The 24,803-nt window shown below is 45.3% G+C and carries 26 protein-coding genes and 6 tRNA genes; 16 read left to right on the top strand and 16 right to left on the bottom strand.

The window, feature by feature from the left end; all coding sequences use genetic code 11:
• Window positions 1-92 precede the first annotated feature (92 nt).
• The 3 genes from TWT_RS02395 to gatB are packed head-to-tail and all read left to right on the top strand — an operon-like array spanning window position 93 to window position 3,377.
• Window positions 93-395, top strand: coding sequence for an Asp-tRNA(Asn)/Glu-tRNA(Gln) amidotransferase subunit GatC (locus TWT_RS02395; protein ID WP_011102562.1), 303 nt, complete (start codon window positions 93-95; stop codon window positions 393-395).
• Window positions 292-1,866 (top strand): Asp-tRNA(Asn)/Glu-tRNA(Gln) amidotransferase subunit GatA, encoded by a 1,575-nt coding sequence (gene gatA / locus TWT_RS02390; RefSeq protein WP_011102561.1) that lies wholly within the window; start codon window positions 292-294, stop codon window positions 1,864-1,866. Before TWT_RS02395 ends, gatA begins: the two co-directional genes overlap by 104 nt.
• Window positions 1,863-3,377 carry an Asp-tRNA(Asn)/Glu-tRNA(Gln) amidotransferase subunit GatB gene (gatB, locus tag TWT_RS02385; RefSeq protein WP_011102560.1) on the top strand — a complete coding sequence of 505 codons (1,515 nt, stop codon included), beginning with the start codon at window positions 1,863-1,865 and terminating at the stop codon, window positions 3,375-3,377. The genes gatA and gatB overlap by 4 nt, the downstream gene beginning before the upstream one ends.
• Window positions 3,378-3,425: 48 nt before the next feature.
• Here gatB and TWT_RS02380 read toward each other — a convergent pair whose 3' ends face one another.
• Window positions 3,426-4,382, bottom strand: coding sequence for an endonuclease/exonuclease/phosphatase family protein (locus TWT_RS02380; RefSeq protein ID WP_011096310.1), 957 nt, complete (start codon window positions 4,380-4,382; stop codon window positions 3,426-3,428).
• Window positions 4,383-4,705: 323 nt separating this feature from the next.
• On the opposite strand from TWT_RS02380, the gene TWT_RS02375 reads away from it, so the two are divergent.
• From TWT_RS02375 to TWT_RS02365, 3 genes are all read left to right on the top strand, one after another.
• Complete coding sequence (locus tag TWT_RS02375; protein ID WP_155105139.1) at window positions 4,706-5,260, top strand: ECF transporter S component; 555 nt, start codon at window positions 4,706-4,708, stop codon at window positions 5,258-5,260.
• A 67-nt stretch (window positions 5,261-5,327) separates the two neighbouring features.
• The gene (locus TWT_RS02370) at window positions 5,328-6,875 is read left to right on the top strand and encodes an ABC transporter ATP-binding protein (RefSeq protein ID WP_011102558.1); all 1,548 of its coding nucleotides are present in this window, start codon (window positions 5,328-5,330) and stop codon (window positions 6,873-6,875) included.
• Window positions 6,866-7,594, top strand: coding sequence for an energy-coupling factor transporter transmembrane component T family protein (locus TWT_RS02365; protein ID WP_011096313.1), 729 nt, complete (start codon window positions 6,866-6,868; stop codon window positions 7,592-7,594). Before TWT_RS02370 ends, TWT_RS02365 begins: the two co-directional genes overlap by 10 nt.
• A gap of 54 nt (window positions 7,595-7,648) precedes the next feature.
• Here the strand turns inward: TWT_RS02365 and TWT_RS02360 are convergent.
• Together TWT_RS02360 and TWT_RS02355 are read right to left on the bottom strand one after the other, a co-directional pair.
• A tRNA-Arg gene (locus tag TWT_RS02360) sits at window positions 7,649-7,721 on the bottom strand.
• Window positions 7,722-7,937, bottom strand: a complete 216-nt coding sequence (locus TWT_RS02355; protein ID WP_044143923.1) for an SCO4848 family membrane protein — start codon at window positions 7,935-7,937, stop codon at window positions 7,722-7,724.
• Between the two features lie 31 nt (window positions 7,938-7,968).
• On the opposite strand from TWT_RS02355, the gene orn reads away from it, so the two are divergent.
• The 3 genes from orn to nadE all read left to right on the top strand — a co-directional run bounded on the left by orn (window position 7,969) and on the right by nadE (window position 9,472).
• Window positions 7,969-8,523, top strand: coding sequence for an oligoribonuclease (orn, locus tag TWT_RS02350; RefSeq protein ID WP_011102557.1), 555 nt, complete (start codon window positions 7,969-7,971; stop codon window positions 8,521-8,523).
• A gap of 42 nt (window positions 8,524-8,565) precedes the next feature.
• Window positions 8,566-8,638, top strand: a tRNA-His gene (locus tag TWT_RS02345).
• 18 nt (window positions 8,639-8,656) lie between these two features.
• Window positions 8,657-9,472, top strand: coding sequence for an ammonia-dependent NAD(+) synthetase (gene nadE, locus TWT_RS02340; RefSeq protein ID WP_011096316.1), 816 nt, complete (start codon window positions 8,657-8,659; stop codon window positions 9,470-9,472).
• Window positions 9,473-9,523: 51 nt separating this feature from the next.
• On the opposite strand, the gene TWT_RS02335 is transcribed toward nadE, so the two are convergent.
• Window positions 9,524-10,210, bottom strand: a complete 687-nt coding sequence (locus tag TWT_RS02335; RefSeq protein ID WP_011102555.1) for a hypothetical protein — start codon at window positions 10,208-10,210, stop codon at window positions 9,524-9,526.
• A 163-nt stretch (window positions 10,211-10,373) separates the two neighbouring features.
• Between TWT_RS02335 and TWT_RS02330 the strand changes: the two genes are divergently transcribed.
• From TWT_RS02330 to TWT_RS02315, 4 genes are all read left to right on the top strand, one after another.
• On the top strand, window positions 10,374-10,805 hold the full coding sequence (locus TWT_RS02330) for a single-stranded DNA-binding protein (protein ID WP_230453612.1): 432 nt from the start codon (window positions 10,374-10,376) through the stop codon (window positions 10,803-10,805).
• Window positions 10,806-10,980: 175 nt separating this feature from the next.
• Window positions 10,981-11,460: a DUF6993 domain-containing protein gene (locus TWT_RS02325; protein ID WP_237696825.1), complete on the top strand. Its 480-nt coding sequence runs from the start codon at window positions 10,981-10,983 to the stop codon at window positions 11,458-11,460.
• A 6-nt stretch (window positions 11,461-11,466) separates the two neighbouring features.
• The gene (gene ettA, locus TWT_RS02320) at window positions 11,467-13,137 is read left to right on the top strand and encodes an energy-dependent translational throttle protein EttA (RefSeq protein ID WP_011102553.1); all 1,671 of its coding nucleotides are present in this window, start codon (window positions 11,467-11,469) and stop codon (window positions 13,135-13,137) included.
• Entirely contained in the window at window positions 13,137-13,613 is a 477-nt protein-coding gene (locus tag TWT_RS02315; RefSeq protein WP_011096321.1) for an acyl-CoA thioesterase, read from the top strand. The genes ettA and TWT_RS02315 overlap by 1 nt, the downstream gene beginning before the upstream one ends.
• Before the next feature lie 203 nt (window positions 13,614-13,816).
• On the opposite strand, the gene pepN is transcribed toward TWT_RS02315, so the two are convergent.
• Window positions 13,817-16,327 carry an aminopeptidase N gene (gene pepN / locus TWT_RS02310; RefSeq protein ID WP_044143922.1) on the bottom strand — a complete coding sequence of 837 codons (2,511 nt, stop codon included), beginning with the start codon at window positions 16,325-16,327 and terminating at the stop codon, window positions 13,817-13,819.
• Between the two features lie 165 nt (window positions 16,328-16,492).
• On the opposite strand from pepN, the gene TWT_RS02305 reads away from it, so the two are divergent.
• The 3 genes from TWT_RS02305 to TWT_RS02295 are packed head-to-tail and all read left to right on the top strand — an operon-like array spanning window position 16,493 to window position 18,473.
• On the top strand, window positions 16,493-17,092 hold the full coding sequence (locus TWT_RS02305) for a hypothetical protein (RefSeq protein ID WP_237696824.1): 600 nt from the start codon (window positions 16,493-16,495) through the stop codon (window positions 17,090-17,092).
• 1 nt (window position 17,093) lies between these two features.
• Entirely contained in the window at window positions 17,094-17,561 is a 468-nt protein-coding gene (locus tag TWT_RS02300) for a ribose-5-phosphate isomerase (RefSeq protein WP_011102550.1), read from the top strand.
• 27 nt (window positions 17,562-17,588) lie between these two features.
• Window positions 17,589-18,473 (top strand): Fpg/Nei family DNA glycosylase, encoded by an 885-nt coding sequence (locus TWT_RS02295; protein ID WP_011102549.1) that lies wholly within the window; start codon window positions 17,589-17,591, stop codon window positions 18,471-18,473.
• A gap of 1 nt (window position 18,474) precedes the next feature.
• Here TWT_RS02295 and TWT_RS02290 read toward each other — a convergent pair whose 3' ends face one another.
• The 11 genes from TWT_RS02290 to TWT_RS02240 all read right to left on the bottom strand — a co-directional run bounded on the left by TWT_RS02290 (window position 18,475) and on the right by TWT_RS02240 (window position 24,788).
• Window positions 18,475-18,972 (bottom strand): Dps family protein, encoded by a 498-nt coding sequence (locus TWT_RS02290; protein ID WP_324291844.1) that lies wholly within the window; start codon window positions 18,970-18,972, stop codon window positions 18,475-18,477.
• 105 nt (window positions 18,973-19,077) lie between these two features.
• Complete coding sequence (locus tag TWT_RS02285; RefSeq protein WP_148224262.1) at window positions 19,078-20,211, bottom strand: HRDC domain-containing protein; 1,134 nt, start codon at window positions 20,209-20,211, stop codon at window positions 19,078-19,080.
• Between the two features lie 22 nt (window positions 20,212-20,233).
• Window positions 20,234-20,767: a DUF3000 domain-containing protein gene (locus TWT_RS02280; protein WP_033799958.1), complete on the bottom strand. Its 534-nt coding sequence runs from the start codon at window positions 20,765-20,767 to the stop codon at window positions 20,234-20,236.
• Between the two features lie 37 nt (window positions 20,768-20,804).
• Window positions 20,805-21,500: a dihydrofolate reductase family protein gene (locus TWT_RS02275; RefSeq protein ID WP_011102545.1), complete on the bottom strand. Its 696-nt coding sequence runs from the start codon at window positions 21,498-21,500 to the stop codon at window positions 20,805-20,807.
• Window positions 21,497-21,895, bottom strand: coding sequence for a SufE family protein (locus TWT_RS02270; RefSeq protein ID WP_011096330.1), 399 nt, complete (start codon window positions 21,893-21,895; stop codon window positions 21,497-21,499). The genes TWT_RS02275 and TWT_RS02270 overlap by 4 nt, the downstream gene beginning before the upstream one ends.
• A 98-nt stretch (window positions 21,896-21,993) precedes the next feature.
• Window positions 21,994-22,902: a sulfurtransferase gene (locus tag TWT_RS02265; RefSeq protein WP_011096331.1), complete on the bottom strand. Its 909-nt coding sequence runs from the start codon at window positions 22,900-22,902 to the stop codon at window positions 21,994-21,996.
• Window positions 22,903-23,104: 202 nt separating this feature from the next.
• Window positions 23,105-23,176, bottom strand: a tRNA-Val gene (locus TWT_RS02260).
• A 47-nt stretch (window positions 23,177-23,223) separates the two neighbouring features.
• Window positions 23,224-23,295, bottom strand: a tRNA-Val gene (locus tag TWT_RS02255).
• Between the two features lie 15 nt (window positions 23,296-23,310).
• Window positions 23,311-23,381 (bottom strand) — tRNA-Cys (locus TWT_RS02250).
• 44 nt (window positions 23,382-23,425) lie between these two features.
• A tRNA-Gly gene (locus TWT_RS02245) sits at window positions 23,426-23,497 on the bottom strand.
• Between the two features lie 124 nt (window positions 23,498-23,621).
• Complete coding sequence (locus TWT_RS02240) at window positions 23,622-24,788, bottom strand: hypothetical protein (protein ID WP_411353939.1); 1,167 nt, start codon at window positions 24,786-24,788, stop codon at window positions 23,622-23,624.
• Between the last annotated feature and the right edge of the window lie 15 nt (window positions 24,789-24,803).

Here is a 24,803-nt window from a genome sequence, read left to right as displayed (position 1 = left end):
TTGATGTTTTACCATTATGCCTTTGTAGAATAGAATTTCATGCAGGCGCGGCGGTGTATCTGTGTTTATTTGAATTGTTCGGAGGGTAGGTTTTGTCGATAAGTATCGACCAGGTTAAGTCCCTTGCCCGCTTGGCGTGCATTGACGTTACTGACTCTGAGGCTGATGTGCTTTCCAGGGAGCTTAGTCAGATTATTGACAGACTCGGTTTTGTCAAAAATGGGATATCGGATAAGAGCATAACAGGCGACGTATCTGAGCCCTTGTCCAACAATACTGGCTGTTTTCGCCATGATACGCCGGGCCCCGTTCTTGATATTGCTCCGGTTCTGTCGAATGGGGAAGATGGCATGTTCCGGATATCCGCCATTTCAGGGGAGGATAGTGCTTTCTGAAATGCCGGCTCACAGGCTGGCCGCCCTGATTCGCTCGAAAGAAGTAAGTGCACTTGAGGTCGCTGAGAGTTTTATAGACAATATTGAAGCCTCGGACTCGCGCATATGCGCATTTCTATATACAGATTTTTCATATACCCGTGACGTTGCAAGAAGGGTAGATGAAGAGCTAAAGTCTGCAACAAAACTTTCGCCATTAGCCGGCGTGCCAATTGCCGTGAAAGACATGATTCTAACAAGGGATATGCCCACAACCGCCGGATCAAAGATTCTGGAAGGGTGGATTCCACCGTACAACGCTACTGTAATAGAGCGTATTTCTCGTGCCCGTATGCCAATTCTAGGAAAAACGAATCAGGATGAATTTGGGATGGGCTCATCTACCGAATATTCTGCCTACAAAACGACAAGAAATCCGTGGGATTTGAGCAGGACTGCGGGCGGCTCAGGGGGTGGTTCCTCTGCGGCTGTGTCAGCTTCCCAGGCACCTTTGGCTCTAGGTACTGATACCGGTGGATCTATTAGATTACCCGCTCACTGTACCGGAACTGTCGGGATAAGGCCAACGTATGGGAGTGTCAGTCGCTATGGAGTAATTGCCCTTGCAAGTTCCTTTGATCAGGTTGGTCCTTGCTCTAGCAATATTCTTGATGCCGCCCTCTTGCACGAGGTTATTGCTGGGTATGATCCTGCGGATGCTGTCTCTATAAAAGATCAGGATCTAAACTTTTCGCAAGCTGCCTATGAAGGTGCTAACAGGGGTATTTCTGGGGTTAGGCTAGGTTTCGTAAACCCAAGCAATTGGTGTAATTCAAAAATCACAGACCTTTTTGGAAGAACTTTGAAGAGCTTGGAGTCTGAGGGTGCAGTTCTGCATGAGGTACAGTTTCCGAATTTTGACCACGCGGTTCAAGCTTATTATTTGATAATGCAGGCCGAAGCATCCTCGAACCTGTCTCGTTATGATTCTATTCGGTTTGGTCCACAGGAGATGGCAGCTTCTGCAAGTGGGACTGTATCAAAAACTCGGTCTATTCGGTTTGGTCCCGAGGTCAAGAGGAGAATTCTCCTTGGCACTCATATTCTTTCTGCCGGTTATTATGATGACTTTTATATGTCAGCTCAAAAAATTCGTTTATTGGTAAAGCGTGACTTTGCCAAGATATTTTCCTTAGTTGATGTTCTTCTTTTACCAACGGCACCCACGCCCGCCTTTAAACTCGGCGAAAAGATTGACCATCATACTTCCATGTATAAGTCCGACACAGCGACCACTCCGGCCAGTTTAGCTGGTTTACCAGCCGGAAGTATTCCTATGGGAGTGATTGATGGTTTACCTGTTGGGTTACAGATAATTGCACCCGGTCAATTTGACAGTAGGGTATATTCTACGGGCGCTGCAATCGAACAGATAATCGGGGACATACATGCAATGAAAAACACAAAGCATAATACGGGGCAAACAGCGTGAGCGAGGTTGTTACTTATGAGGATGCACTCAAGGATTTTGAGCCGATTATTGGCCTTGAGGTGCATGTTGAACTTTCGACGCAAACCAAATTGTTTTCTTCAGCCCCCAATATTGCCGGACCCCTTGCCTCTTGCGCATCGCAAGGGCCCAACACTCTTGTAACTCCTGTTTGCTTGGGGTTGCCTGGCTCCTTGCCGACCGTAAACGAACGAGCTGTCGATTATGGCATAGCCCTGGGTCTCGCTCTTGGCTGTTCTATTGCAGATGAATTAATATTCGCGAGAAAGAATTATTTTTATCCCGATCTGCCAAAAAATTATCAGATATCACAATTTGATTCTCCACTGGCATATGACGGAAAACTTGAGGTTGAAACGGAAAGCGGTGATGTGTTTTTTGTTGAAATCGAGAGGGCACATCTTGAGGAAGATGCCGGGAAACTTGCCCATAAGAGTTCAACCGGCAGAATTCAGGGTGCACAGTATTCTCTAATTGATTACAACCGTTCCGGTGTGCCTCTAGTTGAAATTGTTTCTAGACCTGTTTTTGCCGATAGGTGCGCCCCCCAGGTGGCGAGGGTGTTTGTTGAACTGATTAGGGAAATTGTCCTTTCCCTTGGCGTGTCTAATGCTCGGTTAGAGCGGGGAAATATTCGGTGCGATGCAAATGTTTCTCTTCGCCCACGTGGGCTGGGTGCAGGCATTCTACCTAATAGAACCGAAACTAAGAACCTAAATTCCCTGCGTTCTATTGAGCGGGCTATTAGATACGAAATTCAGCGACAAGCAACACTTATTTCTTCTGGCGAGCTTGTACGGCAAGAAACACGGCATTGGCGCGAGGATCGGGGCATAACCCTATCAGGTCGTGTAAAAGCTGATTCTCATGAGTATCGCTATTTTCCTGAACCTGATCTTTTGCCCATTCCTATTCCTTCGGACAAAGTAGAGGCAATCAGGTTATCGATGCCAGAGCACCCCTTGGCACTTCGTCGTCGCCTTAAGGCTGAATGGAAATTTAGTGATCTTCAGTTTCGTGATGTACTAAATTCCTCGGTTCTAAAACAAGTTGATGAAACTGTCAGAGCAGGCGCAACGCCAGATGGCGCAAAAAAATGGTGGACAGGTGAGATTACGAGAATTGCTTCCCAACGACGCTGCAACGCTTCAGATTTGATCTCCCCGGAGGCAGTTGCAGAGATTGAGTTACTAATAAGTAAGGGAATCCTGAATGACAGCCTTGCAAGAAAGGTACTTGCGGCTGTTATTGATGAGTCATTGAGCGTACAGCAAGCGATCGAAAAATACGATTTATCTCTCACAGAGAGCGCTTCTGTAGAGAGAGTTCTTGAGAAAGTTCTTAGTGAAAATCAGGAAGTTGTACAAAAGGTAATTTCTGGCAAAACCCAAGCTGTCGGCGTATTGGTCGGCAGCTGTATGAAGGCCCTGGGTGGTAAGGCAGATGCCTCAAAGCTTCGACAGACTATCCTGAATAGACTCCTTCCACGGTAAGCTCTTGCGGTAAAGGCTTGTATCACTTTGTGCTGTTTTCGACAGTGATCAGGTGTGCTTGAGTCCCATGAGAATCCCCTTGTGATCACTGCCCTCTAGGTGTATTAGCTTGCCGCCTGTCGCCGTAAAACCTGTCGAGAGTATGTGGTCTAAATCTATAAGCGGGAAAACGGATGGCCACGTGAAATCAAAACCCCACGACGCAGTGTGCATGTCTTTAAGGTTATTTTTCAGGAGTTTTTTGAATCTCGAATCTCTTGCACTCATTCCAAAACCACCAACAACGATTAGTTTTTCTGAATTCTCTTGAGAAAGATAAACTGACAAATCTTTTATCATACCTTCGTATTCATCTTGAGCCAACCTGTCTAGTTGATTTTTCCGGAGGCTTACAACATACATCCGCACAGTTTGTTCCTTAGATATTTTTATGTCGATTTTTCCGGCACTTGTTAGCTTGGAGCCAAGCTGGAGCATAACTGCATTCTCAAGTGGTTTTTTTGACCAAATACCTACAGTTCCAAAAATATGCCAGAATGGAAAGCTTGGGGAAAGGCTCCCGACCAGGGTGCCTATTGCAGCATTCTTTATTCCCTGTAATGCGATGATGTCTGGATTGCTTTCTAATAGTGTTTTTACATCCCTGTTAATATTGTCCGGAGGTGAGTTATTTCTTGACCGGTGTGTAGTTTGCGCTTCGCTTACACTCGCTTCAGAGTTCATATCCTGAGTAACAATGGTTAAATCAGGCACTTGACTCTCACCTGACGGGAGGGCGCTAATTCCGATTTGAGTTGCCCAGAAAATGACCGTGATTGTGCCAACCAGGGAGGGGATAAGGGAAAACCTTATCAGCGAGGGTACCAGGAAAATAAGAATGGGCACGATAAGCCATGGTAGAAAATCTTGAGAGATATATCGCACTTGTTCGGGCAGGGTGTCACTTATGAAAAATAAAGCACTGCATGAGACAAAAAAACATATGAGGAATATTTTCTTTATCACTTACTCATAATCTCATGCCCGTGCAAATAGGCTTGTTACGTTGGAATCCTTAAATCTTAACTTGTGCTATTTTCGATATCACTGTTTTGCAGTGTGCTGAGTCCTGCTTTCAAAGCGGGCGTATATCGCTTTGTACCAGGAATGAACGATTCTTGTGCATAAAATTACCGCGTGATAGACTCTAGTTGAGTCGCGGGAGTCTGGTTTATCAGGCTGAGAGTGGGGCTCTGGGTGCCCCTGACCGTTTGGACCTCCCCGGGTAATTCCGTAGGGTGGGAGCCTGTTCTACCCCCTCTCGTGTTTGTCCTGTTCGGGGGTTGAGTGTGATCCGTCGTGTTATTGACATAGTCTATGCAACCGTTTTATCCGTTGTGTATGCTCTGATTCTGCTGTCTCTTAATTACGCCTATGGCTTGCTGAGCCTATTGTTTTCCATATTGCCCGGCATATCTGGCGTGCTTACTGGGCTTTTTGTGCTTGGTGGGCCACTTGGCGGGATTATTGTGCGAAAACCCGGTGCAGCAGTTTTTGTATCAACCCTTGGGGCGCTTATTGAATCAACCCTCGGGGTTCAGTGGGGCTGGCTTAACCTACTTTATGGTTTTGCGCAAGGGCTGGCGGCAGAGACAATATTTCTGATCTGTTGCTATAGGATCTATACGCCTTTTATCGCTATTCTTTCCGGACTCTCTGCTGTATCTTCAGGGCTTTTTGTGGAAATCATACTGGCCGCATTACTTGAACATACTAGCTTGTACATTGTTATTTATGTGTCAACCTCTTTGATAAGTGGGGCAGCTATAGGCATTTTTTCATGGAAAATCTATCTCGCCCTGAAGAAATCTGGCGCTCTGGACCCTCTTGATACTTTCAAGTAAGTAGGGTTTTGGATTTGCCAGTTTCTTCTTTTACCAACGAATCATACTGCGAGAATAACTGGGTTCTATGAGTAATCCGAATATTGTAGCTACACAATCCGCGATACGCGAGGATGTTGAGATCAGCAACTGGTCTTTTTCTCATTCGGGTGAGACGATCATCAATAATCTCTCTCTCAGTATCAGGCAGGGTGAACGTGTTCTTATAATCGGGCCATCAGGTTGTGGTAAATCCACTTTACTGTTAGCCCTTGCAGGGCTTGTACACGGATTCCGGGGCAGTATTCTGATTGGAGGTGAACAACCCGCTCCTGACCAAACTGCTTTTGTTATGCAAGACCCTGATAGTCAGGTTATTTTTCCAAATATTGGTGATGAAGTTGCATTTCCGCTAGAACTTACAATGCCCAATAGGCGAGATATTTGGGAAGCAGTTAGCATGGGCTTAAAAAGCGTTGGTCTTAGCCTCCCGACCACAACCCAAAGTGACAAGTTATCACACGGCCAAAAGCAATGTCTTAGCATAGCGTGCGCTTTCGCGTCCTGCCCAAAGATTCTGCTTTTGGATGAGCCACTTGCAAGCCTTGATAAAAACAGTACCGAGCAAGTGCTCAAGTGCTTCGATAGTCTATTTGATGTCATGGGTAGCAGTTTCGCTTACACAACGTTTATAACCGGCCATGACGTTGAACCTTGGATAAATCGCGTAGACAGAGTAGTTGTGTTTAATTCAAAAGGCTCACTCAGCTACGACCTTCCCGTGGGCGCAATAAAAAATAATAAAGCTATCCTACAGAAAGCAGGAGTTTTTTATAAACACAGAACCCTGGGTAATAGGTCAGGCCCACGTACACTGCATGATTCCAACCGACCTGTAATTATGGAAGTTACAAATCTTGCTGTTACACGTGGTAAGAATAATCTCTTTGAGAATGTGACTTTCCAAGTGCATTCCGGAGAATGCATAGCGATAATAGGACCTAATGGCGTCGGTAAAACCAGTATTTTACTTACTGTCTCGGGGCTAATGCGCGCCAAGCGCGGTGACATATTCTTTGAATGCTGTATGCATGACTCGCGTGGTAGATGTCAATATTCCTGCGGCATGAATAGAGATATTCTCACACATACATCACCCTGTGGCAGTTTTCGAAATATGCATCCCCCTGCGCGCTGCATAAAAAAACCAAGACATATGGCACGCAATCTTAGAAAACATACTGCAATTGTTATGCAAAATCCGGAGCATCAATTTTTGGCATCCTCAGTCGATAGGGAATTAGCCCTCGGTAAGGGTAATTGTTTCGGAAATGATGATTTGTTAGAAAGACTTAATCTTCTTGATGCAAAATCATTAAACCCTTTCACTTTGTCATGGGGGCAGAAACGCCGTCTTGCTCTTGCAATCTCTGTCTCCATGAGGCCAAGGATTCTTTTACTCGATGAGCCACTTGTTGGTCAAGATGCTGATATCTCTGATCAGATAGTTGATTTTCTTATTGATTTGAAGCTCAAGGGTCTTGGAATCCTTATTGCAACACACAGTAAGCCATTAATTGATGCTCTTGCTGACAGAGTTATGGAACTCAAAGCGGGGGAGATTGCATGGAAATAAGGCTGCCCTATATTTCCTCTATTTATGTAAATCCTTTAACTCGTCTTCTGGCCGGTATCTCCGTGACTGTATTTTTGCTTTTGAGCCTAAACCCATACCGATCTGCAATTTGTGCGATTTTACTATTAGTTTTGTCTGGACTTGATAAACAATGTCTGTATTTTTTGTTATCGGTCACGCTGGTATCGGGTCTTACCTTTATAAGTGCTTTATTGTATGCAAAACCGACAGGTTTGACATATGCAAAGTTCAGTGTGTTTGATGCAACAATAGTGCAAATTACCGACGGATCTCTTTACTTGTCTACTTCTCTTTTTGCCAGGATGATTGCATTTGGCGTTATTTCACTTCTTGTTTTTTACCGTATCAATTTCACGGCTCTGGCTGATGGGTTTGTGCAGTTATTACGTGTTCCGCGAAAATTGGTATTTTCTACACTCTCTGGGCTTAGAACTTGTCTTCTAATCGGACGGGATTGCAGGAATATACGCTACATGTGCGCCCTTAGAGGGGTATCTTTTTTTTCGAGAGGTGTTATGCCGCTTTTTGTATCAGCAATGAGAAGGGCGTACTGGCTTTCAATCGTACTTAAACTTAGGGGTATTGAGGCTCTAGCAAAGACGCACGCCCGATCAGCACATCTCGGTGTCAATGATCTGATGTTTTTCTGCGCATGTATCGCAATCATGGTTGTTTCACACAGTGTGTCTGTAGGTTAGCATGCAAGGCCCCTGATTCGATTATCGGATCCAGGCAGCCGATACACAACCAAGCGCCCCCGACAGGAATCGAACCTGCGACACAAAGATTAGAAGTCTTCTGCTCTATCCGCTGAGCTACGAGGGCTCAAGAAAGAATCGCGGCCAAAGCAGTGACAAATGATACGAAAGCTATAACCAGCGACACTGAAACAAGAAGCGCGTGAACAACAAAAAATCTGGTGACCTTTCCAAGGTCATCCCTAGATCTCTTGTCTTTCTTTACCCTTATCATAAACTGCGGCCAGACCAGAACATTCCACGCAGCATTCACCATGAGAATTGAGGGTAACAGGTAACCCATACCGTAATTATATCCAACCGGCGCTACACTTATGTGTGTGGCTCCGACTCCCTCGCATCTCGTATGGGTTGACTGTGAAATGACAGGTCTGAATCCAGAGCGTGACGAGCTTTTGGAAGTTGCAGTCGTTGTAACTGACAAGGACCTCCTCCCTCTGGACGAGGGGGTTAATGTTGTTGTGTCACCTTCTTCAGAAGCTCTTGGTGCGATGGATAACTATGTTGCGCGCATGCATAGAGTATCCGGTTTGCTTGATGAGCTCTCTAATGGGGTTCCTGTTTCTGAAGCCCAGGCAATGGTCAAGGAATACATAACAAAGCACGTAAAAACCGGTGGGATTATGTCTGGTAACAGTATCGCAACCGACAGGTTATTCATTACACGCTATATGCCCGATGTGCACGCTATTCTTCATTACCGAATGATTGATGTTTCGAGTATAAAGGAATTGGCTGTCAGATGGGCACCCGAGATATACAGTGGCGCGCCCAATAAAAAGGGTGGACATAGGGCAATGGCTGATGTTCTAGAATCAATCGCTGAACTTGCATACTATCGCGAACATTTCCTAACTGGTACTGCGTGAGAGGCGGGCGATTCGCGGTATGATCGTTCTGCATTTATCTTGGTGGATATAGCTCAGCTGGTAGAGCACCTGGTTGTGGTCCAGGATGTCGCGGGTTCGAGTCCCGTTATCCACCCTGAGTTCTGGGAGTTTTGTGTGTTGTGATATATCAAAGACTCTATGCGTGAAGCCGTTTATAGATCCTGAAGAAGAGATCTCACACAGGGTGTCGTTTCTGGCCGATTATTTGCGCCATTCCCGCGCATCGGGTTATGTTCTTGGTATAAGCGGTGGACAGGATTCCGCCCTGGCCGGTAGATTGTGCCAGATCGCCGTTGAAAGTGTGCGATCTATTGGTTTTGATGCAACCCTCTGGGCCATCCGCCTACCCTACGGGCAACAGTTTGATGAGTCTGATGCCCAAACTGCAATGCAATTTATATCTCCCGATGAGGAGCTTAGTTTCGACATACGTAGCGCAACAGACAATCTATGCGTGGATCTCAATAGGTCTCTTGGGTCTAAGATAAGCGATTTTAATCGCGGCAATATAAAAGCAAGGTTGCGCATGGTTGTGCAGTACGCGGTTGCCGCCCATCATGATGCTCTTGTTGTTGGAACAGATCATGCGGCTGAGGCAGTAACCGGGTTTTTTACAAAATTTGGTGATGGCGCAGCAGATATTTTGCCTCTATACGGTCTTACAAAGGGTCAAGGCAGGGCTCTCCTCAAAGCCCTTGGCGCATGCGACTCAATTATCGAAAAAGTTCCAACAGCCGATTTATTAGACGATTTACCGTGTTTGCCTGATGAAACTGAGTTAGGGTTACAGTACCGAGATATAGATGCCTTTTTGGAAGGAAAACCGGTTTCTGAAGATATTACGATGGCTATTACTGAGCGGTACAAATCGACCCTTCATAAAAGAATGCCCCCCATAACCCCACACTCAACATGGTGGCGCAAATAATCTCCTGGTAAATGATCATGCTATGAGTTGCGCACGAGGGGGCACACAGGTTTATTTGCCCCCTGCCTGAATGTCCTTTACCTGCCTTAGGATATCCCTCGCCGCAGTATCAAATCCGGGTCTCATTCTATAGGGCTCTGAGGCCACGTTGTTGTCCTGACCCGCCTTCACTGTATCTGCCCCCGCTAAATCTGTAATTGGTTCTTGAGGGTGCCAATTTTCTTCATCATTCGTGTTTACCTTGCCTGTAAGGGGCCTGTAAGAGGGGTTTTCAGAGCGGAACCGACTTATGTCTTCGCGAATCCCTTTCGTAGCCTTACGAGGATTTTTTACCCATAGGGCCACTCGATCCCGAAACTCGTACGTGATTGCATCAGTGTCTCCGTTCAGCGTAGCTCTTCGCACCTCTCCAGCTATTTGCCCGGCCCAATCAACAAGCAACTTTGCTCCATACTGAGGCATAATGGCAATATGCATGGTACATCTCTCGAATGTTTGATCTGAATTTCGTTTATTTTCTTCAAGGGAATATTGATTACGAAATTCTAGAAATGTATCTATCAGGCATTCTGCTGCATGTTTACGAGCAAGAATTGCATCTCTCTTCAGAAGCTTTTTTACAGACGATCTGGTAATACAGCTGGCAATAAAAACAGAAACTATAACACCAGCAGACATGATTAAAGCCTGTTGTACCGCGGGCAGGTCAAAAACGCTTGCTACCCTCTCCCACGGCATACACCAAAGCTATAACGAATTTCTGTAAAATCGCGTTAATTCCTTTCTGTGTTGTCAGTAATTGTGAAACTCATACTAGTTTTCACAATTTTTCTAAACACCAGGTTGGCTCTTTTACCGTGATGTATAAAGACTATGTTTACACCGCATGAGAGGAAAAAGGATGAATCACATTACTGTTTCAGGATTGGTTGCCACTGAGCCGAGAAGTTTTCTCACCGCTGAGGGTGTCCACATAACTAGTTTTAGATTGGCTGCCCAGGACAGGCATTTTAGCCGAAATGCCAATAGCTGGGTTTCTGGGGATACTAACTGGTTTACCGTAACTGGATTTCGCGCACTAGGTTCTAACGCGGCAGAGTCTATTTCGAAGGGTGATCGGGTTATTGTGTATGGCCGTCTTCGACTGAGAACTTGGGGCGATAACAAAATGGCCGTGGAGATTGAGGCAGAAAGCTTTGGTCATGATCTACGGTGGGGGACCAGCGTTTTTTCCAAGCGTTTTTATCAGCTTCCCGAGGCTTCCGACAACTTGCGTACGAAATATGATGTTGATGAGGCTGAAACACCTGAGATTCATGCAAAGGCTGCGTAATTTCTGAGCTGTTTTGTGTCTTAGTCTTTGTCAAATTTTCTTAACCTGTCTGACTGTTTGCTATGACAACCTTCCTTAGCTGTATTTTATTTGGAAGTTTGTTACATTCGTAGAATGGTTTGTATCGGGCTGTCAAATGGTTTGCGAAATGTCTTGTCGTGAGCGCGTGCGTAGTATGAGGTCAGTATTTCATGGGCTGATCTTTCGAAAAGTGTACTTTCTTGTCGTCTCTATGATATGTTTTGGGGTTTTTGCTGGGTGCTTGAACAGTGAAAGTGGTTCACGTGATTCAGGCAGTCAATTGCATACACCTGCACGGGCTAATCTGGCTTTATCTGCTGCAAAAAACAAAGATGCTTTTGATCAGGCAATCAAAAGCATCTTTGTTCTCCATAAGAAAGATGAATTACCAAGCCCGATTGAGCTTGCTGCTTCTTTGGTTCGCGCCGGGTTTTCCAAGAAAAGCATTCAGGTTACAAATAATCGGACAACTCTTGGTGCTTATGCCTATTCAATGAGCGTTTCAGTGTTTCTTCATAACTCGTGTTTGGTAGGGCAGTTTATCCGCTCTACAGGTGAGTATTCTTCGTCTATACTCGACCCGGTTGGAACAACGCAGCTATGTCTCGTGGGAAAAACTGTGGATATAGAATAGCTTGGTATGTCCGAATACATTTACTCTATGGTGCGTGCCAGAAAAAAAGTCGGCGATCGCTTAATACTAGATGATGTAACGATGGCATTTTTGCCAGGCGCAAAAATAGGTATGGTTGGTCCAAATGGTGCCGGTAAGTCAACAATTCTGAGAATCATGGCCGGACTTGATTCGCCCAGTAATGGAGAAGCGCTTTTATCCCCTGGTTACACTGTAGGGATACTTCTTCAGGACCCCGAGCTTGATGACAGTGCAACAGTTCTCGAGAATGTGCAGATGGGCCTTGGATCCATAAGGCATGATCTGGACCGTTTTAACCAAATATCTGCATTGTTGACTGACCCATCTGAGGATTACGATGCATTGTTGACTGAGATGGGCACCCTACAGGAGCGGATTGATACTGCAAAAGCATGGGATATTGACTCCAGGCTTTCTCAAGCCATGCATGCCCTGCGTTGTCCGGAACCAGATCAAAAGGCTGCGCATTTGTCAGGTGGTGAGAGGCGAAGGGTGGCGCTGTGTGCGCTTTTGTTAACGGCTCCAGATCTTTTGTTGCTTGATGAGCCGACTAATCATCTTGATGCCGAGAGTGTTCTATGGCTTGAGCAGCATCTTGCTCGTTACCAGGGTGCTGTAATAGCGGTAACGCATGATAGATACTTTCTTGACAATGTTGCTCAATGGATTGCTGAGGTTGATAGGGGGCATCTTTATCCCTACGAGGGAAATTACACAACCTATTTGGAAAAGAAACGTGATCGGCTAAAAATCCAGGGTAAAAAGGATGAGAAGCTTGCGCGGCGTCTCAATAATGAAATTGAATGGGTTCGTAGCAGTCCAAAGGGTAGGCAAGCGAAGTCCCGCGCGCGCCTTGTCCGTTATGAAACAATGCTTGAATCTGCACAAAAAACTGGCAAAACTAATTTTGATGAAATCCAGATTCCCCCCGGCCCCCGATTGGGGGATAAGGTACTTGAGGTTGAGGATCTGACAAAGCTGTTCGGCTCTCGGGTTGTAATCAACCGTCTCACCTTTAGTCTGCCCCGGAATGGTGTCATAGGTGTTGTCGGGCCAAACGGTGTTGGTAAAACAACGCTTTTTAGAATACTTGCGGGTGAGGAGAAAGATTATTCAGGACGTGTTTCCTTTGGAGATTCAGTCGTCGTATCGTATGTCGACCAGACTCGATCAGGTATAGATCCAACTAGAAATGTATGGCAGGTTGTAAGTAATGGCCTTGACTACATGGAGGTTGGAAAGGTGGAAATACCGACCAGGGCATATATCTCGCGTTTTGGCTTCAAGGGGTCAGACCAACAGAAATTGGCAAAAGTTCTTTCTGGCGGTGAACTAAATCGGCTGAATCTTGCTCTAACCCTAAAACAGGGTGGCAATCTTTTGTTGCTTGATGAGCCGACCAATGATCTTGATGTTGAAACCCTGTCATCACTTGAAAGTGCCCTTGATGCTTTTCCTGGATGCGCGTTTGTTATAACTCACGATAGATATTTTTTGGACAGAGTATCGACTCATATTCTTGCCTACGAGGGGACACCAGAGTATCCTGGAGAATGGCGTTGGTTCGAGGGGAATTTCCAGGGGTACATAGATGACAGGCTATCTCGACTTGGCCCTGATAGTGCGGGAGTTCATAGGCAGTTAGTTAGGGATTAGTGTTAGTACTTGTTCCCGTTCGTTGGGGTGATCAGGACCCTTACGGACATGTGAATAATGCGCAAATGCTCCGCATCCTCGAAGAGGCAAGGATGCGCGGTATATGGGGTCCTTCTGGCGCGGTTACCTTTGATCCCGGCGCGTCTGATGGACGGTCTGATGGCCAGAATCGGCAGGATGATATGACCGTTCCTCGGAGTATAAATTCTAATACGATGACGGTTGTGGCAAGGCACGAAATCGACTATTTACGCCCAACCATGTACCAACTTGAACCACTCCAGGTCGAGATGAAAATAACTCGTTTGGGTGGGGCAAGTATTGATATGTATTACGAGGTATGGCCTGATGATGACAGGGTTGGCCGGCCACTTGTAAGGGCGGTGTCTGTTTTTGTCCTTGTCAGCACTAAAACCGGTAGATCGCGTAGAATGTCAAACAGCGAGAGGGAGTACTTTCGGCGCTACATGGATTGATCCGCTAAATTGATTGATATTAATCCTTCCATTTAGTTACCCCTCCATTTAGTTGCATCGTATAACCGTAAACTGTACGTCTTCAGCGGATCTTGACCGTAATGTGACGCAAGTTTCAGCCTAAGGTGTGCTTGCAGCCCATCCCAATACGCTTTCGTATATCCTGGCCATTACCTTTACGATTTATTTTTACAGAAACTTTTTTATGAAAAACATTCCTTCAGTTTTACAGCTATTTCAGCCTCATGGAGATTGTCAGTTACTATGCGCCTCAGGCCAACCGGTGCATCCTTATTGTCGCGAAGCCATGATTTTGTTTTTTGCACTAAATCTGTATTTGATAGGCGTAGGGGGAACATACCCTCCGATATTGCGCTCGCGATGGCAAAGGTTCTGTTTTTAAAGATATCTAAAACATTGTCAAAATATACATCAACAAATGGAGATAACTGATCTGCTGACTGTACGAATTGGAAGCCCGCCGATATGCTACGAATAGTTGAGTTTGAAAGTGTTCTGTCCGTCAGAATTTTTTGCCAACAGTCAGCTTTTTTATTCGGCAGGGCTGCCCTGGCTCGAGCTGATAATTCACGTCCTGTTATTGTGTTATCTTTTTTTTCGAAGTTGTTTATCTCATCTTCATCTATGTAATCTCCTGCCGCCAGGGCAGCAATTATGTGCCACTCTAGGTCCGCATCGAGCTGCACCACATTGCATTTTCCAGTCAGAATTGCCAGAAGCCTCTCATACTGCATTTTTGTTGAACAAAACAGCGCGTATCCTTTCAAGAATTGAAGCTGATTGTCGCTGTTCGGTTGCGCCCTTTCAAACATTAACCACACCTTTTCGGCAATAGATGCCTTTGTGCTTTTATCATCTTTCGTATAGAAGTTGATACACTTATTCACTCGCTCAAGAATCCACTTTGTGTCCTGTTCACTTTCTACATGCCTGACAAAGGTCTCGACAAATAAACTTGGGTCAATCAGGCAGTCACGAACATTAAGCCACAAATTGCACCATATTATCGATCTGGACAGCGGGTCTTTCAGTTTTGACAAGTTCTCCAGTATGCAGTCCATTGACTGTATGTCAAAGCGCACTTTACAGTACCCGTAATCTTTGTCATTCAAAAGAATTAAATTAGGCTGCTTAATACCTACAAGCTCTCGTACGGCGGTTTTTGCGCCTGATATTAAAACTGATGTCTGAATAGTCTTCTTCAGGACATCTGATTCGAGATTGTATAGGCCAATGTTAATTCTGTGACTTCTTTGAGGGCCATCCTGTTCTAACGAAAAACTGTCAAATTTTCCGTCTTTCACGCAAAATTTTGCATTTATCGCATTTACGCCGGGGGTCTCAAGCCATTGCTTTGACCATTCGTCAAGCGTTTGACCGCTAGCTGATGACAGCTCTGTTAATAGATCTTTCAGGGTTGCATTTCCGTATGCATATTTCCTGAAATATCGATTAAGTCCTTCATAAAATTTTTCTTCTCCAATCCAGTGGACCAGCTGTTTCAAAACAGACGCTCCCTTGGCATAGGTTATGCCATCAAAATTGCTATAAACATCTGACAGTCTATGCACATCAGCAACAACTGGATGCGTTGTTGGCAGTTGATCTTCCACATATGCCCAACTTTTTTCTGTCAGAGCAAAAGTTGCCCATGCATCTTTATACTCCGTTACGCGCTCTGAGGCCATTGTCGAGACAATCTCGGCAAATGATTCATTAAGCCACAGGTCGTTCCACCATCGCATTGTGACTAAATTTCCAAACCACATATGGGCAAGCTCATGCAAAATCGTTACAACGCGTCTTTCCTTTAAGGCACGATCCGCACGCCCTCGAAAAATATAATTCTCGCTCAGCGTGACACATCCGATATTTTCCATAGCTCCCATGTTGTACTCAGGGAGAAAAACTTGATCATATTTTTCAAACGGGAATGGGTGCGAAAATCGTTTTTCATAATATTCAAAACCGCTACGGGTAATGTCAAATATGTAGTCAGCATCAAGATATTGATTCATGCTTTTTCTGCAATAAATTCCAAGTGGAATAGAACGCGCACCCTTATACACGCTCTGAGTGCCTACATACGGTCCTGCAGCAATTGCAAAGAGGTATGAAGACATTTTTGGCGTTTGTCCAAAATTCCACACCCTAGGACAATTTTCTGTTGTACCGAGAGTCGTATTGTTAGACTCATCTTTTATCTCCCTGCACGTGCTATTTGAGATAACATGCCAGTTCTTTGGAACCTTTGTGGAAACGATAAAACTTGCCTTTATATCCGGCTGTTCGAACACCGCAAATATTCTGCGCGCATCTGAGACTTCACACTGTGTATAGAGGTATGTTTCGTTGTCCACTGGATCGGTAAACTCGTGCATTCCTTCACCAGTGTTTGTGTATTCAAAGTAACCTTCGACTACAACCCCATTATCCGTTTCTAGATTCTCTAGGGCTATTCTGCTTCCATCAAACACACTTTTTATATCGAGGGGTATTCCATTCAATGAGACGCTCTCTATGGCGTTCGCAAGTGCATCGATAAACGTATTTGCGCCGGGCTTCGAGTTGAACTTGACACATGTTCTTGAGAAGAATCTTTCCCTCTTTGTCAGATCAAGAAAAATTTCATAGTGACAATCCTGTATAACCGATGCTCTCTCAGCAGCTTCAGTCCTAGTTATATCTTTCATTATCAATATCCCAATGTCTCAAATAATGTCTCAAGTTACCGCCCAGATAGACCAACCGTTTTCTGCATGGATTGTATAAAAATCAAATCTTGGATACCCACGGCCTTATAAAGACCCCAGGTCACAAGTTTGTTTTATAGGTAACTAGCATATATGCTTGTGTGCGTGAGTTCTTCGTCTGTTCGTGTTTGGCTTGATCCTTTTTGTCCCTGGGCTTGGCTGGTTGCCAATTGGCTCGAGGAGGTATCTCTGCATCGGAAGATCGATGTTGATCAAAGGACTATGTCATTGGCTCTTTTGCCTGGGAACAGCGCCCGTCGAAATGAACCATTTATGGAAGCGAGCCTGGAAGCTACCCTTGTTTTGACGGCTGTGGCCCAGGAACTCGGCTCGGGCGCTTCTAAGCGTCTCTATATGTCACTTGGGAAAAAGATTCACAAGGAAGAATTCAATCTGGGAAATACCGCGACGCTTATTGCAGACTCTCTTTCTGACACCGGGTTACCCGAAGATTTTTCTAGACGGTCTTCAGAGTATTACAATCAGCTGCAGGAGAGCACATCTACCGCGCTAAGCCTTGTTGGAGACCAGTGCGGCACTCCAGTTGTCAGTGTTGGGGATGTTGCTTTCTTTGGTCCCGTTATTTCGCGCGTGCCACGTGGCGAGGATGCAGTTAGGTTTTTCGATAGCATCGTTTCGGTTTGTTCTTGGAGTGGATTCTATGAGCTCAAGCGTACTCGGAGTGAAGGTCCGCAAATAGACTGACATGAGCGGCAGGGTTCATCTGGCTACCGATCATGCCGGTTATGAGTTCTCTAAAGGTCTTTTGAACTTTCTTGCTGATGAGCATTATCAGGTTGTTCATCATGGTGCAGTTAATTGTGATCCTGAGGATGATTATCCATCTTTCTGCATCGCTGCGGCAGAGGCTGTAGTACGGGATATTACAGACGGTATTCCATCTCTTGGGGTTGTTATCGGTGGCAGCGGAAACGGTGAACAGATAGCTGCAAATAAGGTTAAGGGTGCAAGGGCCGCCCTGGCGTGGAATGAGTGTACCGCTCGTCTTGCCAGGGCACACAATAATGCAAACGTAGTTGCCATCGGTGCAAGAATGCATGCCCATGACGAGGGTTTTCGGATAGTTTTGGCATTTCTACGGGAACCATTCAGTGAGGACTCGCGGCATATCAGAAGGATAGATGCGATAAGTTTGTATGAGTGTCAGTCTTGATTGTACCTTTGATTTGTTCTCTGACGAATGCCTGAGGGGCATTCAATCCACCGTTCTGCAATTCAATTTGAGCATAATTTCGTTGGAAAAAAAATAGGGATTTCTTCCCCGCAGGGGAGGTTTTCCCCCGGTGCGCGGCTACTTGACAAGCAAAGAATGATATCTGCCAAAGCATACGGAAAGCAGCTGCTTCTGGGCTTTGAAAATAACCGGTTCTTGCAAGTTCATCTGGGGATATACGGCGCTTGGCAATTCTATGGGAATATATCCTGCGCACCAACTATATTGCCCGGGGCAGAAGGTATTCAAAGCATTGGTGCCCCCAGGCGATTGAAGGGGCCTTGCATAACCAAGAACAGCGGCTCTACCCCCGGGGCATCTTGGAAAGACCTGATGTTTAAGCATCAGGCCCAGGCAAGAGCTAAGCTCATTACAGACACCGCAGGGGTTCTTCTGAGCGGACCGGCGGTCTGCAAAGTTTTGACACCCGAAGAGGCGGATGAGCTTATCTCGCGACTTGGTCCGGATCCGGTCGTCAATCCGATGGGATACAACCGCTTTATCAAAGCAGCTCGAAAAAGCAACCTCCAAATATGCAAGCTACTCATGAACCAGTCTGCTATCGCTGGTATAGGGAATATATACCGCGCGGAAATTCTATTCAGAAATAGAGTAAACCCATTTCTTACTTCGAACACCATCCCGGAAGACACCTTAAAAAGGATATGGGACGACTGGACAGTCCTGTTAAAATGCGGAATAAAAACCGGACAGATGATCACTATGAATAAGGCGCCGGGACACTGGGTTTACAATCACCACAAGTCCCCATGTTCAGTCTGCTTTCACCCAATAGATTGCGTAAACGTGGCAGGCAGAAAGCTGTACTGGTGTGTCGTCTGTCAAGCGTAGTTTACTCAACCGTCTTATGCGCCAAAAGAAACCAACGGTCTTTATCCAGGGTTCTTGCAACTTCTATGACAGCATCTTGACTCGCGGCATCAAGTAAGCTCGGGTTTTCAATTGCCTCGCCTATCACTAACAAAACAGCGTCAAGCTGCGCAACAGCTATGTCAACAGCCTGCTCGGAGTTGATAAAACCTTCCGGAACAGCTGGTGTACTAGTTTCTGCTGCAACACTTGCTATTCGCCCATCAACTGGAACCCCGACAGACACAGCCCTTTCCGCAAGTACATCCGCCGCTTCACGAGCGTGGTCGATAATCTCATCAAGCAGCCTGTGAAGTGCAATAAAATTCCCGCCGCGCACATGCCAGTGAAGCTGTTTGAAATCGACCGATAGAGCTGTTAGGTTCACTACTATCGGGCCAAGGAATTGTGAAACTCTCAATGCTGTTTCATTTTTCTCTCTGAGAATTGTTGTCATAATTTCTCCGTATCTAGTTAACACATTCAAATAAGAATAATTCGGTAATCGAAACTTATCGCATGTGCGGGTCGTGCAAAGTATTGGTTAGGCTACACTAATCTTTCATTAGCTAGTATTCGATCAGCGCTATTCTTTGCCATACAGGCCATCAAATAACGGCTGCTGAAGGGCTTTGATTTGCCAATCTCGCAGCCCTATTTTACGCAAAACACCGCCCATTTCACATAGAGAACTAATGTCTGTAGCAATAACGGATTTTAGTGTATGAGTTGTTATCAAATTTTCCAGCGGAACATTTATTTTTTCAGCACAGCTTTGGGATATGGCCTTTGCCAGGTCCATACGTTCTTTTGGGTATTGTTTTTCGCTGGTTATTACTTTTCTTTGAATTTGTGATTCACTGTTGCGGCATTGCACTCTTGCGCGACTTATTGCATTGTGCCAGAGATTTATGTACTGCTTTCTAAAAGGTCGTTTGTCTTTTTTGAGAAGTGTTTTTAGAATCTCTAAGTTTTCAGGGACTTGTTTTGCCAGAATTCTTATTGCTTTGTTACTCAGGATTCTTGGGGTAAATATATCTTTTGAGCGCGCTATTTCGTCCCTTGCCTTCCACAGGTTCTTAGCTACAGCGCGCTGCATGTCATCTTCTAAGCCATGGCAAAATTTATCTAGCTTATCTATTTCGGATTGATGTTTGACAACCATGAACACATGAGAAAATTCTTCCTTTGCGATTTCCAGTTTATTTTCCGCACGCAAGGCAGTTTTGAGGGCCTGGCTTAAGTCGAGCAGGTGTTTTACATCACCCTCGGCATATTCGAGATATTTCTTATTCAAGGGTCTGGCAGACCAATTAACGGTTGAATATTCCTTTCTCAGTTTTACATTAATGAATTTTTCAGTTACGTATGACAGATTAACCTTTGGTATATTGAGTAGCCTGCATGCGATCTCGGTATCAAAAAGATTTGTTATATGTATTCCAACTCTTTTTAGGCTTTTTATATCATTTATTGCCGCATGAATAACCACCTCTTCTGACCCTATTAGGTCGCCTAATTTACTGAGGTTGTCAATTTTTGATGTATCAAAGATGAAGCAACCAGTTGGTCTTCTGTACAGCTGAACGAGCCAGGGGAATTCCTGATCGTATTTGAATCTATTGGCCCTTTCGGTATCAATTGCAAAGGGTCCAAAACCACTCCTCAAGCCTTCTAATGCTTCTTCATACTGCCTGTTAGTTTCAATCAGAGAGTGCAAATTTGTTTTCGAAATCAGAACGCTACAAAGACAGTTTTTCAATTGGCATAAGGCCTGCGAGATTCTCTAGGGCACTGGAAAATGCGTGCGCATGTGGCAAAATGTCTGTTGTTACCGGAGTCCAGCTAACCCTCAGCTCAATGCCGGATTTGGAACCCATATCTCTAATATCCCCGAAATATCTTGCGGTGCATCTGCTAACCACTCCTGAAAGTGATTTATACCGTGCACCGGCACTATCCAAGGCATCGGTTGTCCATTGCCATGCTATTTCCTCAAGGAACGGATCATGTCCCATGTCATTTTCAAGCGGAGCTTGTAAAAAGCAGATAAATCTTATTTTCCCTTGCCAGCGCTCCATGTATTGATCTTCGTTTAGAACAACAAAATTGCCGCTTGCAAGAATCTTTCCCTCAGTTTCCTCAGAAACATTCGCTCCAAATGCAATCGAGTGAGTTGCCTTTGCGGGCGAGGGGGATATTTCCCAGACATGCATCCCAGATCGATAGGTTGCAGTACGCAACTCTCGCTCTATTTTTTGAAAATCATACGACATACAAAATGACACAACCAAGAGTTTATGAGGCCTATCCCTATTCTTCGTCTCTGCCTCGCCGGTTTTGCAAAACCCATCTTGTGTAAACACTTTTTATTCTTTGCTTTTTATAAAATTCTTGATCGACTAAAACCTGTGTAAGCTTCGGTGTGCAGAGCGTATCTGTATCTATTCGGGGTCCAGTGCTGTTTTTATCAACAATACTTATGCACAGTTCATCTATAGCACCAGCAGACAGCAGCATTCTTATTAGGGTCAGTCCGCCCTCACACACAATCCGTTTGAACCCAAGGCTTTTGACAGCTTTGGCTATTAGTACCCCCATTGTCTGCGAATAACGTGTAATATCCCCAAAATTATCAAGCCAGATTACATTTACGCTTGCACCAATGGTGTGTCTTATTTGCGTTTCTGTTGTTTTTGGCGCGATGACGATTGTATTTCTATTCGCCGAAATCCCACCGAGGTTACCGCTATTTGTTAGTACTATAAGAGGCTTATTTTTTACCGATATATTTTCAACTCTTGCAGTGCGTGCCCCGACAAACACCGCGTCATTAGCCTCTCGTATGGTGTGCAAAATCATTCTATCTCGCGGATTGCTTAGACTATCAGAGGTGCAGTTATCGGAATTTAAATTTCCACTAAAGGACTGTATGTAATTTGCACATATCCAGTCATCTTTCGGGAATTTATATTTTTCAGAAATAAAATCCTGAATAGCTTTGCTCAAAGCATTGCCTTTACGCGGGCTATAAAAGCTGACATCCCTCTTAGCCTGAGAGGACTGACAAGCCTTGTAAGCCCCAAAGTCAAGGGAAAATCAGAAGGTACACCCAGAGCGTTTTCTACTGTCTCACCGTATATACCCTGAACAACAATCGATGCAAAACCACGTGTTGTGGGTGCTTCCTTTGGTGCATATGCCCAGATATAGACCCTATTCTCTTTGACTTCAAGTAAAAACGATAGAGGTGACTGGCACTCTGGAACTTCCCTGTTCACAAGGGATGAGGCATGATCAGGCAAAGGCGGCAGCGAGTCAGAAAAATATAGGAGCAGATTCAGTCTCTCGCCTTCCGGAATAGCAATAAAGTCATCACGTATTTTTTCCAGAGCCGACGTCATTTTAGATCAGCCTTACTCTCTGACGAAACACAGAAAATCGCCCTAATGCACACCGCCCGTGATCCATGGAAACAAAGGAACTGCCGTGTCACCAAAAGCTAGGGATTAGGGCCGGTTACGATAGGAGCACGCACCAGATTACCCCACTCAGTCCATGAGCCATCGTAATTCCTTATATGCTTCACACCAAGTAAGTATTTCATAACAAACCAGGTGTGACTTGATCTCTCGCCGATCCGGCAATAGACAATCGTATCTTTATCAGCACTGTGACCAGTTTGTCCGAAATAGATTTCTTCCAGTTTTTCTCTAGGCAGAAAGGTCCCATCGCTCCCAACTGCGCTTGACCAGGGGATTGAGACAGCACTTGGGACATGTCCCCCTCGCAGAGCACCTTCCTGCGGGTACTCTGGCATATGCGTCAGTTCGCCCGTGTATTCCCTTGTTGAACGCACATCAATCATTTGCTTGCCAATATGTTTCGCGACATCATCCCTGTATGCCCTTATCTCATCATCGTTGCGAACAGGCAGCGCATACGTACCCCTCGGGCGATTGGCAACTTCTTTTGTCATCGGGCGACCCTCCGATATCCATTTATCACGTCCACCATCAAGTAGCTTCCAGTTATCGTTACCGTACAAGCAAAATACCCACGCCGCGTACGCCGCCCACCAGTTTGACTTGTCTCCGTAAAAAACTATTATGTCATTGTCTGAAATACCTTTTGATACACACATATCGCGAAACTTTTCCGGGGACAGATAATCCCTCAGAACCGTGTCGTTCAAGTCGGTATGCCAGTCAACCTTTATAGACCCAGGAATATGCCCGCTCTCGTACAGCAGAACATCCTCATCGGACTCAATAACAGTCACGCGATCAAGATTCTTGGCAAGCCAATCTGTCGTAACCAATCGGTTCGGATCTGCATAAGAAGATATCTTCTCTGCATCACTAAGAAATTCTTTCACAAAACCCCCAGTCCACGACAAACACCGCGTCAAATCACTTTGTCACCACAAGGGTAACAATTCAAGCACAACCGTTCCAAGTATATTCCCGGCAATTCTCCTTTACAAGCATGGCCAGAGTCCGTCAATATATGCATTGACACGGTATATGCATTGACACGGTGCACCGATCTGTCTGGAAGCTTTCAAGTGCTATTACATGCGCTAACTGCGCCACATCCGCGACAATCCAGTGTGGGCGATACTGGACTCGAACCAGTGACCTCTTCCGTGTGAAGGAAGCGCGCTACCACTGCGCCAATCGCCCCCTGCGAATGTATGCCACGGACGTCCAATATCCGCGACAATCCAGTGTGGGCGATACTGGACTCGAACCAGTGACCTCTTCCGTGTCAAGGAAGCGCGCTACCACTGCGCCAATCGCCCGTACACTACACCGCGAGGTGGCGACGGGATTCGAACCCGTGTACACAGCTTTGCAGGCTGCTGCCTCACCTCTCGGCCACGCCACCAAGTCTCAAGCAGCACAGAACAAAAGTAAACGGCAAAAGACCCGAGCGGATGACGAGATTCGAACTCGCGACCCTCACCTTGGCAAGGTGATGCGCTACCACTGCGCCACATCCGCGACAGAAGTATTCTAGTACTTATTGCAGTCGCACGTGAACAAACTGTCAGAAGAATACCTCGCGTAGCACATATAACCCACCGCCATCGTACCCCAAAACAAGAATAAAACCTTATATTTAGGCCTAGTACCAATTTGATTTTTGCCAGAATTCCCAGGCTTTGCAGGGTGTTTTATAGCGAGAAGTTATATACGAAAGCCCCCATTCTATTTGTGTATTCTGATTCGTCATCCAGTCATCCGCAATATTTGCCATTTTGCTACCCGGGAGTGCTTGTGGTATCCCGTAGGCTCCGCTGGACAGATTGTACGCATTCCATCTCCATGTGGACTCACGAGTCCACAGAATCTCTAGACATTTCCATTCTTTTTCATTCCACCCACGATCAAACACCCTTTTCTTGGCATATCGCTTGGCCTCCTCACGTTTTGGCAGGCCAGATATTGCTAGAAGATAGAGCGGATTACTATCATCCTTTTTATTTTTATTCTTCCTAGTGCGCCCGCCCGTCTTACTAGTATTCGAATCTATCTCAATGATTTTCGTGTTGATTCCAGTTGACCTTGCAGGCTCTGTCTTGGCTATTGCAGCCCTCTCCTCCTCTTGTTTTAGTTGTTTTTCTTTTGCAAGGGTAGTTCCTTTTAGAGACGCGAGCATGGACAGAAGCCTCGTCGAGAGATCACGCTTCCGCGCCATATCAAGTTTTAACTGCTCGACACTTTTTACGGCTTCTGCACGCTTAGCATCAACTGAAACAATAAGTTTTTTTTGCAGAAGTCTTGTCTCTTCAATTTGTCGCTGAATATACGAAAACGAGTTATAACTGGCAAACATCTTGTTTCTAAAATTAGACAGGTTGTCCGTGTATCTATTCATAACAGTGAGGCCGTATAACAGTCCATCTGGTACCTTGAATGCATCAAGATCGAATGCAATCAAACTACCCTGAAACATGCCTGTTATAACACGATTTATCTGTTTACTGGATTCAACAATGGATTTTTGCGCATTTCGCCTCTGTAAATTAAGGTTGGAAAGACTGTTGTCAATTATTTCGAGGTTATTCTCACCGACGGTGTAATCTGCGGACAATTTCAAAACCCGGTCACTCGCCTCGTTTAATCGTTGCGATAGCCTATTCAGCGCCAAATTTATTGCATGTATTTGTTTTTGCTTTTCTCGTATGTCTGTTTTTGCTTTCTCGATTTCACTCCATGAAGGTAATTCTGACTCATCAGCAACAACGTAGGTTGTGTGGAAAAATGCAAGACTTGTAACTAAGATACACACACACAGTTTTTTGAA

The organism is Tropheryma whipplei str. Twist (genome assembly GCF_000007485.1).
GTDB classification, from domain to species: domain Bacteria; phylum Actinomycetota; class Actinomycetes; order Actinomycetales; family Microbacteriaceae; genus Tropheryma; species Tropheryma whipplei.
This window is presented reverse-complemented; position numbering and strand designations above follow the sequence as displayed.